We start from the raw sequence: 6,871 nt of genomic DNA on the forward strand, positions 1-6,871 counted from the left end.
AGCTGGCAAGTGGTTTCATTTAATGTTCCGTTGGCATACTCAACCGGATACGTGCGCCCGGTTTGTTATCAAGAATCTCAATAGTACCTTTATGCAACCGCGCGACAGCGGCGACAAGGCTAAGACCGAGCCCAGAGCCCGGTTCAGAACGACTTTTTTCCAACCGCACAAACCGCTCAAGCACCCGCTGGCGATCTTCGACCGGAATACCAGCCCCATTATCAGCCACTTCGATGATCATATTTTTACCCGCCACATGCAACGATATCGTTATGGCAGGATTTTCTTTAGCGTCTTTGGCATATTTGATGGCGTTCTCTACCAAGTTGACGAGCGCTTGCCCAATCAGCTCTCTGTTGCATGAAAAGCGTGGCAAAGCTGCGAGTTCGGTTGAAATGGTGATTCCAGAATCCTCTGCAACAGGTTCATAGAGCTCAGCAATATCTGTTATGACATCAGCGAGATCTACAGGACTGAACGCGCCCGAAGGTGACCCCGCCTCCACGCGGGCAATCATCAGCAGCGCGTTGAACGTGCGGATGAGTTGGTCGCATTCTTCAATTGTCGTCTCTAGCGCTTCACGTTGTTGATCGGGTGTGGTGCCGTCTTTTAGCGCACCTTCGACTTTGTTGCGCAAACGCGTAAGCGGTGTCTTAAGATCATGTGCCACGTTGTCAGTGACTTCCTTGAGCCCCTGCATCAATTGCTCGATACGCTCAAGCATGGCATTTAGATTGGTGGCCAACCCGTCAAATTCGTCATTGCGCTTGGTGACCGGAATGCGCTCTGACATAGAGCCTGACATGATTTTGCGGGCGGTATCGGAGACCGTATCGACCCGCTTAAGGACTGAGCGTGCGGTCAAAACGCCAACAATCACTGAAAGGGCAATAATCCACAAAACACCCCAGCCAAAAGCTTGAAAAATGGCCGCGCTGTAACCGCGCCGTTCAACGATGTCTCGCCCAACAACCAAGCGAAACCCACTCGGCAGCTGAAAGCTTTTAACCAAGGCCACTCCTTGTGCCCGCGGGTCATCAGCGTGCAAATCCTCCCCGCGATCATATTTGAAGGTGTGGGTTCCTGGATTTTCAAGCACATCAATTGGAACAGCAAGCACATTGCCAGCAATCGCTTGGCCAGTGGGGTCGGCAACGTAGTAGATGCCAGGGCCCGGCCTGTTGGCATTGCGCTGTAAAGCAACAACCAACCCCCTTGTGCCAAGGCGTTGGTATTGTTTGTTGAGTTGATCGATTTCACTATCAATCGCGCGCAATTGCTGCGTTTGAATCATAATCGATGTCTGGTAGGCGAGATATCCCAAAATGCCGATGGCAAAAACCACAAAGACAGCAATTAGCATTGCAGTAAGGCGAAAAGTTGTGGTGCGCCAAAGCTGCCAAAAGCTATGCACGGATCATGTACCCTGCGCCACGAATTGTGTGCAAGAGCACACTTGGACGACCCTTGTCGATCTTTGTACGTAACCTCGACATGTGCACGTCGATTACGTTGGTTTGGGGATCAAAGTGATAGTCCCACACGTTTTCGAGCAACATCGTGCGTGTCACCACTTGCCCGGAATGTTTCATGAGATATTCGAGAAGGCGAAACTCTCGGGGCTGGAGAGTGATTTTTTCGCCATCGCGCTCAACGTTGCGCGACAGTCGATCAAGGGTCAGGCCGCCTACTTGGTAAGCTGTTGATGCCTCTGCAGGTGCGGAACGTCGTGCGAGCACTTCAATACGGGCAAGCAACTCAGAAAAAGCATAGGGCTTTGTCAAATAGTCGTCGCCCCCTGCCCGCAGACCAGTCACGCGATCATCAACTTCTCCAAGTGCTGACAGGATTAGTGCCGGGGTCTCATCGTTTTCGGCCCGAAGGGATTCAATGATGGAAAGACCATCGCGACGAGGCAACATGCGATCTACGATCAAGATATCATAGTCCATCGAGCTGGCCATCGCATATCCTGTTTCACCATCCGCAGCGTGATGAGTGACGTGCCCGGCTTCATCGAGCGCCTGAATAAGATAATTGGCCGCTTCGCGATCATCTTCAATCAAAAGAATCTTCATACCGACCAAACTACCTTTTACGCTGGGGAAGAACAATTGCTGGCCGCCAATTTCAGGCGACCAGCCAGAGTGGATTACTCGATGGGTAAACCTACATAACGCGAATTGCCGTCTCTTGAGGCTTTCACAAGCATGGTACTACGCCCCGCCGCTTTGACTTCATCAATGGCTTTTTCAAAGTCTGCGATTGTGTTCACCGGCTTTGAGTTGGCCAACAGAATTACGTCACCTGGCACAAAGCCCTTTTCCATCGCAATGCTCTCTTGCAAGATGTCGGTCACCACTAAGCCGTCACCTTCTTCGTTCGGCATCAAAACAAGACCGGTTGATGATTCATGTGGTGCGGTTGGATCAATCGGATCGACTTCTGGCGCGGCTTCAACTAGCGCCTGCTCGTCCGTTAGGGTCGCAAGTTTCACGCTGACTTTTTCTCTTGCGCCATCACGCCACAAGACCAGTTCTACTTCGCTTTCTGGGCTATATTGGCCAATAATGCGGGCCAAATCACGCGCGCCTTCAATTTTCTCACCGTTGACGCGTAAAATGATATCGCCCGATTGGATTCCTGCTTTTTGTGCTGGCGAATCTGGGCGTGGCTCGGTGACCAATGCACCAGTAGTTTTGTCTAAGCCAACGCTTTCAGCAATATCATCGCTTACATCTTGGATCGACACACCCAAATAACCGCGCGTGACGTTGCCGTCGTCCATCAGATCAAAAACAACTTGTTTAACGACTGACGCAGGGATCGCGAATGCGATGCCAACATTGCCACCACTTGGTGAGAAAATGGCCGTGTTTACGCCGACAACTTTGCCAGTTGTGTCAAATGCTGGGCCACCGGAGTTGCCACGGTTTACCGCCGCATCGATTTGGATGAAATCATCATAGGCGTTTGCGTTAATGTCGCGTCCACGTGCCGAAACGATACCTGCGGTAACAGTGCCTCCCAACCCAAATGGGTTGCCAATGGCAACGACCCAATCACCTACACGGGCTTCAGCATCTGAGAATTCAACATATTCGAGTTCATTTGCTGCTTCGATTTTTAGCAATGCCAAATCTGTTCTAGGATCAGTGCCAATAATTTTGGCATTCATTTCCGCGCCATCGTCCATAACCACAACAACTTCAGCGGCATCTTCAACCACGTGATTGTTGGTGACGACAAATCCATCAGCAGAGATGATGAAACCAGAACCCATAGATTGACCAAAACGTGGTCGTTGTTTTCGATTATTCTGATCGCCACGCAACCCGAATTGGTCTTCAAATTGCTTGAAGAAATCGTTGAATGGGTGACCTTCCGGTAGATCCGGCATGGTAAAATTGTCGTTGAAGCGCGGTCCGCGGGTTTCAACAATCTTGGTTTTTACTCTTATTGAGACCACTGCAGGACGAACAGCTTCCACCAAATCGGCAAAGCTGAACGGAGCCGCGTTTTGCACTGCAATCTGAGCAGTTGCCGGCATCGTTGTGGTCGCCACGCTGACAAGCGCCGTGGTTGATATCAACGCAGCTGCTGTGATGGCAGCAAGGCGTTTGGATTTTGTCAGGTTCAAGAATTTCATGAAGGTGTTCTCCGTTAAAAACGACATCCCAATCGAATTGGCATATATTTGGAACATGTCCCCTTTCCGCACCATGAAAGGAAGATTAAAGTTTTGTAATGTTGACGGCAAAACTGTGGCAGTTTTGGGGTTTTTAGAAGGATCGATAGATCAGAATAAGCGCGATGGCTGTCATGGCGATTTTGAACGCCTGGCGGAACAGTTTCTCTGGCAATCTATCGAGCATTTTTCCCCCAACCCACGTACCAGCGAAACCAGCACCAACCATTGCGATCAACAATGCCGCATAGTCATAAAAAGAGAACCCAAGGAACACGAAAACGGCGATTTTCGCGATGTTTTGAAAAGTCATCAGCACGGCATGGGTGGCAACGAACGGTTTGCGGTCTTCAATAAACTTCAACAGGCCAGCCACAATGGGGCCGCTGACACCAATGATCATCGAAATAAAGGCTGCAAACCCGCCAAAACTGAACAAGGCAAGCGGCCTGCGATTTTTGGATGAAGGTTTTGGCCCCCAAACTGAATAGAGCAGGAACGCTGCGATCAAGAGCGTGAAAAGCTGATTGGGCATCCAGACTGCAACCTGCCCGCCAAGCATAGCGCCAGGAATGCCCCCAAGAGCAAACCAAATCGCATATTGCCATTGAATGTCTTTGCGGCGCAAAAACGCGCGGCCCGCATTAGAGCCCAGTTGCACCACGCCATGCATGGGAACGGCAATGGCGGCAGGCAGAAAGAAAGTTAGAATGGCGATTAAGGTGATCCCCCCGCCAAGCCCAAGTGCCGCCGTTAAACCTGACGTAAAAAAGCTTGCGATGACCAAAATGAGCGCGATCCAGCCATCAAGACCTGATGGCACCAGCGCGGAGATGAAATCTATCATGTCGACTTGATAAACCTGCTGGAGGATTCGTGCAATTGGGCCCTACTGCCCCAATAGGGTTCTGATAATAGAGCTCTGCTCCAAAGTGCGATGAACTGGGCACTTATCGGCAATTTCTAACATGCGATGGCGCTGCTCTTTGTCCAGCTCGCCTTCAATGTGGATAAAGCGCTTAAAAACATCCACGCGCCCTTCATGGCCCTGTGCACACTCTTCACAGTCTTTGGCATGGTGTTTGGCGTGTTCAACCCGTGTTTCAATGTGATTGACGGGCCATTTTTTCCGGTCCGCATACATGCGCAAAGTCAATGTGGTGCAGCCACCAAGTGCGGCGGCCAGCAAATCATAGGGCGTTGGGCCACGATCAGATCCGCCAACGGCGATGGGCTCATCTATGGTCAAAGGATGGCCAGACGCATCCACATGTAGATGATATTTGCCCTCGCCGCTTTCAGCCGCAATAACATGGCCCTCAGTGTCGGCCTTTTCAGCGACAGATGGAATATATCTCTCTGCCCATGCCGCAATCACTTGCGCGGCATATGAGGCATGTTCAAGCTTGGTGAGCAGATGATCCGCATCATCCAACGACACAAAGCTTTTTGGGTGCATGGCGGCCTTAAAAATACGTTCGGCGTTTTCAACGCTGACCACGCGATCTAGAGGGCTATGCAAAATCAATTTTGCGCCACGGAACTTCTTAATCTGCGCGGGCAAGTCGAATGTGCGCACATCATCAAGGAATTGTTTTTTGACTACAAAGGGTCTGCCCCCAAGATCAATTTCACCTTCCCCGTTTTGCTCAATTTCTTCAACTGAACAAGAGAACTGTTGCAAAACATGCACTGCGTTTGCAGGCGCGCCAATGGTGGCAACTGCCTTTACGGATGCGAGTTCAGGTGCAGCGGCAAGCACTGCAGCACCGCCAAGTGAGTGCCCAACCAAAAGTGCTGGCGCATCATAATTGTCAGTCAGCCAATTTGCGGCTGCGACCAAATCTTGGACGTTGGTGGAAAAATTAGTGTCGGAGAAGTCACCGCCAGACTTTCCGAGCCCGGTAAAATCGATGCGCAACACCGCAAAACCATGTTCAGTCAGTGCATTGGCGACCCGACGACTGGCAACAAAATCTTTTGAGCAAGAGAAACAATGCGCGAATATTGCGAAAGCGCGTGTTTTACCGCGCGGCCAGCTGATGGCGGCGGCAAGCTGTTCGCCCATCGCGCTATCGAATTCAACCTTTGTGTTTTTCTCCATCAGTGCCACCTTCATCGTCCGCCGCAGATTTTAACAGTTGGGCCAATGCTGCCTCTTCTTGTGGAGAAAGCGCATTTGGTTTTGGCTGCCTGTTTCTTAGAACAGAAAACAGGGCTATCGCGCCAATCAAGAAAAGGATAGGTGCAGTGAGCCAAAGGACCAAATTGTGGCCGGCGAACACAGGCTTAAGCAGCACGAATTCTCCGTAGCGGGCAACCACAAACTCCATGATTTCACTATCTGAGTCACCCGCGACCAATCGCTCTCGCACAACAATGCGCAAATCTTTTGCCAAGTCCGCATCGCTGTCATCAATCGACTGATTTTGACAAACCAGACATCTCAGCCCCGCTGAAATGGATCTCGCGCGCTGTTCCAACACCGGGTTGTCCAATATCTCATCAGGATTGACAGCGAGAGATGGCGTGAGCAGAGCTAGAAACAACATCAAGGCGATGAAAAATCGATTCATAAAGCTTGTCCAACCGCTTGTTTTTTCGCCTGTTTCGGCGCAGCAACCCGCATCCGCCGATCCGTCAAAGAATAAGCGCCAGCAAGTGCCATCAGCACCGTTCCTAACCATATCAATGTTATCATTGGCTTATGCCAAACCCGCACAACGCGCGCGCCTTCGGGCGTTTTATCCCCTAAGGATACATAGATTTGGGAGAAACCAAAGGTCTGAATGCCAGCTTCAGTTGTGGGCATTCGGCGCGCCGTATAATTGCGTTTTTCCGATGCTAAAGTGCGCAGTTTCCCGCCATCTTTTGAGACCAAAAAATCAGCGTGTTCTGTGACATAGTTGGGTCCCTGTAACAAACGTTCACCCTCATATTGAATGGTGTAGCCTGAAAGCTCTGTCTGATCACCAGGTTGCATGGTGGTGATCAGTTCCGTTTCAAAGCCCGAAACGACAACAATGCCAAGAACAGTGACGCCCAAACCAAAGTGTGCACCAGCTGTCGACCAAACGGTTTTCGGAAGTCCCATTAAGCGTCGCAAACTTCTAGACGGCGCGATGCGGAACAATTGTGAGCGCTCAGCCAAATCCGCAAGTGCGCCGACCATCACCCAAAAAG

At 50.7% G+C, this 6,871-nt stretch carries 7 protein-coding genes; all 7 read right to left on the minus strand.

The annotated features are described in order from the left end of the window. Positions 1–19: 19 nt before the first annotated feature. Complete coding sequence (locus Q0231_RS06235; RefSeq protein WP_269392280.1) at positions 20–1,414, minus strand: HAMP domain-containing sensor histidine kinase; 1,395 nt, start codon at positions 1,412–1,414, stop codon at positions 20–22. After that, complete coding sequence (locus Q0231_RS06240) at positions 1,407–2,078, minus strand: response regulator transcription factor (protein ID WP_269392281.1); 672 nt, start codon at positions 2,076–2,078, stop codon at positions 1,407–1,409. The genes Q0231_RS06235 and Q0231_RS06240 overlap by 8 nt, the downstream gene beginning before the upstream one ends. A gap of 74 nt (positions 2,079–2,152) precedes the next feature. Then, positions 2,153–3,649, minus strand: a complete 1,497-nt coding sequence (locus Q0231_RS06245) for a Do family serine endopeptidase (protein ID WP_299346420.1) — start codon at positions 3,647–3,649, stop codon at positions 2,153–2,155. 133 nt (positions 3,650–3,782) lie between these two features. Next, positions 3,783–4,535, minus strand: a complete 753-nt coding sequence (locus Q0231_RS06250; protein ID WP_269392283.1) for a sulfite exporter TauE/SafE family protein — start codon at positions 4,533–4,535, stop codon at positions 3,783–3,785. Between the two features lie 42 nt (positions 4,536–4,577). After that, positions 4,578–5,792, minus strand: a complete 1,215-nt coding sequence (locus Q0231_RS06255) for a bifunctional alpha/beta hydrolase/OsmC family protein (RefSeq protein ID WP_299346423.1) — start codon at positions 5,790–5,792, stop codon at positions 4,578–4,580. Then, the gene (locus Q0231_RS06260; RefSeq protein WP_269392285.1) at positions 5,770–6,264 is read right to left on the minus strand and encodes a cytochrome c-type biogenesis protein; all 495 of its coding nucleotides are present in this window, start codon (positions 6,262–6,264) and stop codon (positions 5,770–5,772) included. The genes Q0231_RS06255 and Q0231_RS06260 overlap by 23 nt, the downstream gene beginning before the upstream one ends. Further along, the coding region (locus tag Q0231_RS06265) for a cytochrome c-type biogenesis CcmF C-terminal domain-containing protein (RefSeq protein ID WP_299346431.1) at positions 6,261–6,871 on the minus strand (611 nt) is incomplete at its 5' end. The genes Q0231_RS06260 and Q0231_RS06265, both read right to left, overlap by 4 nt.

This window comes from uncultured Maritalea sp., assembly GCF_937139385.1.
GTDB classification, from domain to species: domain Bacteria; phylum Pseudomonadota; class Alphaproteobacteria; order Rhizobiales; family Devosiaceae; genus Maritalea; species Maritalea porphyrae_A.

Coding starts and splice junctions, on each gene's coding strand:
- Q0231_RS06255 (WP_299346423.1), bottom strand. CDS start 5,792: ATGGAGAAAAACACAAAGGTTGAATTCGATAGCGCGATGGGCGAACAG.
- Q0231_RS06260 (WP_269392285.1), bottom strand. CDS start 6,264: ATGAATCGATTTTTCATCGCCTTGATGTTGTTTCTAGCTCTGCTCACG.
- Q0231_RS06245 (WP_299346420.1), bottom strand. CDS start 3,649: ATGAAATTCTTGAACCTGACAAAATCCAAACGCCTTGCTGCCATCACA.
- Q0231_RS06250 (WP_269392283.1), bottom strand. CDS start 4,535: ATGATAGATTTCATCTCCGCGCTGGTGCCATCAGGTCTTGATGGCTGG.
- Q0231_RS06240 (WP_269392281.1), bottom strand. CDS start 2,078: ATGAAGATTCTTTTGATTGAAGATGATCGCGAAGCGGCCAATTATCTT.